4 protein-coding genes are annotated in these 3194 nt (G+C 36.2%); all 4 read right to left on the reverse strand.

Annotation, left to right across the window (positions count from 1 at the left end; translation table 11 throughout):
* Positions 1-891 (reverse strand): hypothetical protein (locus M901_RS02310; protein WP_021276550.1); only part of this gene is annotated, 891 nt, incomplete at its 3' end.
* Entirely contained in the window at positions 888-1871 is a 984-nt protein-coding gene (locus M901_RS02315) for a glycosyltransferase family 4 protein (protein WP_021276549.1), read from the reverse strand. The genes M901_RS02315 and M901_RS02310, both read right to left, overlap by 4 nt.
* Entirely contained in the window at positions 1861-2946 is a 1086-nt protein-coding gene (locus tag M901_RS02320; RefSeq protein WP_021276551.1) for a glycosyltransferase family 4 protein, read from the reverse strand. The genes M901_RS02315 and M901_RS02320 overlap by 11 nt, the downstream gene beginning before the upstream one ends.
* Positions 2927-3194 (reverse strand): hypothetical protein (locus M901_RS02325; RefSeq protein WP_034719718.1); only part of this gene is annotated, 268 nt, incomplete at its 5' end. The genes M901_RS02320 and M901_RS02325, both read right to left, overlap by 20 nt.

Raw genomic sequence — 3194 nt, forward strand, 5'->3', positions numbered from 1 at the left:
TGAAAAGATCTCTTGAGGCGAGGACTTGCCTTTAAAGTTAATAAGACTCTCCTCTTCTTTAAACGCTAAAAGTTGGTTTCGATAACCACGATGCTCGCCTAGGGTCGAATAGATATCACCTCCGTAAATAGCAATTTCTTCAATATTCAAGGCCTTCAATTCTTTCCTAAAAAGTTTCTCAAAGACCATAATTGAATGAACCCCCTTCCAAGGAGCTAACATAGAAGCGAGTCCAATAGAGATCCCTCTTTGGGAAGATATTTTCGTTTCAATACTTGAGATCGAAGTTTTGTTTAAATCTCCCAAAGGATTATAGATTGTAAGATATTCACCGCAACCTTCTCCTAAGAGACTCTTTAAAGAACTTTCAACAGAGTATGAGTTTGAAATGAGGAGTTTTCGAAATGAAGTTCTTTGACGTAGGGCTTTCCACACCAACTTAAAAATCCCTCTATCTTCTGGGTAATCTCGAAAGTGCCAAACAAAAGAGCCACGAAAGCCAAATACTTTTAAGAAAAGAAATAAAGGAAAGGCGATTTTATTCCCATTGGCCCATATCCCACCATATTGCCCCAGGCCCAAAGACCTCAGGCCAAGCATTAAATAAGTAAGACCATAGAATAGAATCAAATAGTTTATTAAAGCATTCTTTCCTGAGCGAGATGTTTCATAGAGAGAGCGTGGGTACTCAAACCCTAGAACTTGAGAACGAGGGAATTTACTCCTTAGTAATTCTTCAACCTCTCGACTTTCAACATCTTCAACACAGGGAACAAAGAAAGTTAATTTTATTCCGACAGACTCTTCTAAGATTTGCTCGGATTGCGCAATCATACTTCTCTCTGCACCACCGAGATAGGGCGAATTGAAGAAAATGGCTAAACTCTTCACTTAACCCCCATAAGGTTCAAAATTCGACAAAAAGAATTCAGGGAATGAGACTTATGAGTATGATCAAAAGTCCATCTTCTCATGCTCTGATAATTTTTCAATGCGTAATCTAAGTCTTCCAAGAAGTTATCAGAGACAACAATACCATTTAACTTGTGATGAACATTTTCTGGCAATCCTCCAGTATTAGAGACAATACTAGGAACTCCATACTTACCACTTTCTAAACATGTTAGACCAAAACCTTCGTAGAATCCCCTATGGGAATGATCTAAAGAGAGGAGAATGTTAAAATGTGAGTCCTTGTAAACATTTTCGCGATCGCTATCAGAGAGATTCTCTAGTGGAACTATAGTAATAGTCTCTGATTGAACTCGGGCTGAATTTGTTTTAAGAACTATTTTCTTCTCTGTTCTTTTCGCAGCACTTTCTAACAAGCTTACAACTCCATCTAAATTCTTATGAGGAACATCTCTCACAATACATGAGAAGATTATCTCATTTTGAATATCTTTATCTATAAACCCTGCCTCATTAGTTTCGATACAATTGTGAAAGACTATATCACGCCCGTAATCAGTCTTTAGTCCGAGGCTAGAAAGCTTTTCCAACGTAAATTCCGAGATAAATATATTTTGAAAACTCTCGTGAAAATAATTAAGCATATCCTTCTTCATCATTTTCTTTATCATCCGCTTCAAAGGATTGGGGGAATAGAAAAGAATTTCTGATCCATGAATAAAATTAATATTTTTTCTCGAGTCCCATTGCCCAAAATACCCACCCATATAGTGGATATTTAAAACGATATCATAATCAACAGCAGATCTCTTCAAATCCCTAGGGTGGTTCCACACCAAGAGATCGTACTCAATACCAGCTTCTTTTAATACCGACTCAACACATAGAGTATAAGTGCTAAGTCCTCCTAATCGAGGAGGATAATCAGGAGTCGTCAAAAGAACCTTCTTAGATTTCATTGTAACAATCCTCTAGATTATTTATCACATTCTTTGAAGAAAAAAGTCTTCGTGATTTCTCTTTTGCTCTCTCCACCATATCCAAACGTTTCTCAAAACTCATTTCAAGTAACTCTCTTATGCAATGTTCAAGTTCTTTCTCATTCTGATGTGTTAAACACTCTCTATTATTTTGAAATTCCTCTACGGCTCCACTATTTCGCGAGCAAATAACAGGTAAGCCACTAACGAGAGCTTCAGCAATTGTTAGACCAAATGGCTCGTAAACAAGGGATGAATGTAAAACACAATCCGTCTGCTGATATATATGCTCTAGATTAGACTCAAAGCCCTTAAAAACAATAGAATCTTCTAGATTAAATTCTTTTACTAATTCTTTTAAATACTCTAAATATTCTTTTTCCAGTGCACTATGAGCATCTCCAAAAATATTGAAAATAAATTGTGAGGGCTTTATTTTTGCCAATACTCTAATTGTCATATCTAAGTTTTTAAAAGGAGCGATTCTACCAATATGAGAAAACCTAATCACGTCTGAGTTCTTTAATTTCAGGTCGATCTCTTCAACGATAGGTGGGACAACTTTACTTCGATGAGAAAAAGTCGCCGGAACCTTATCCCCTTTTTCTTTTAAATAGAGTGAATTGTATAAAGTATAATCACTTTTAAAAAGAGAGGCACATCGATCAAATATCGTCCCCACTGGCCCATGTTGATACCAAACCTTCTTGATATCTGTGCCAAGAGTTGCAAGAGATGATATCAGTTGAGCATAGCCCATTGAACTATGAATCATCTGAATATTATTTTTTGAAAGATAGCTTTTTAACTTTTTCGCACACCTAATTAATGAGAATGGATTTCTAAATTTGACCTGAGAGTTGAGAACATAAGTTTCAACCCCAAGAGATCTGGCCTTTATTGCTAACTCTCCTTCATTCAAGAGAATAAGAATTGGTATCCACTGTCCAAATTTTAAGTGTGAGGAACAATAATTTAGAGTTGCCGTTTCAGCACCTCCCAGAAAGGAATTGAGAGAAAAATAGGCAACTTTCTTAAGCGGCGTCTTTGTCATCCTCAACTTCTTTTCCAACCTCAGTTGGTTGGGCCTTACCACCATCAATAATTTTGAATTCAAAGCTATCAACCTTTGAACTATCAATAATAGTAAGCTGCTCTTTTCTTAGAGATTTAAGTATATTTTTCAATGAGAAATCAAACCCCTTCTTAATCCAAAACTTAGTTCCAAAGTAGCCTTGAAAAGCTCCAATCAAAACAATTGAACTCAAATACGCAAGTTTAATATCGAGATGAAAGAGTGTA

Origin of the sequence: Bacteriovorax sp. DB6_IX (assembly GCF_000447775.1) — a bacterium.
Classification (GTDB): Bacteria; Bdellovibrionota; Bacteriovoracia; order Bacteriovoracales; family Bacteriovoracaceae; genus Halobacteriovorax_A.

Excerpts from the sequence above, each read along its gene's own strand:
- M901_RS02315 (WP_021276549.1), bottom strand. The coding sequence starts at position 1,871 with ATGAAATCTAAGAAGGTTCTTTTGACGACTCCTGATTATCCTCCTCGA.
- M901_RS02320 (WP_021276551.1), bottom strand. The coding sequence starts at position 2,946 with ATGACAAAGACGCCGCTTAAGAAAGTTGCCTATTTTTCTCTCAATTCC.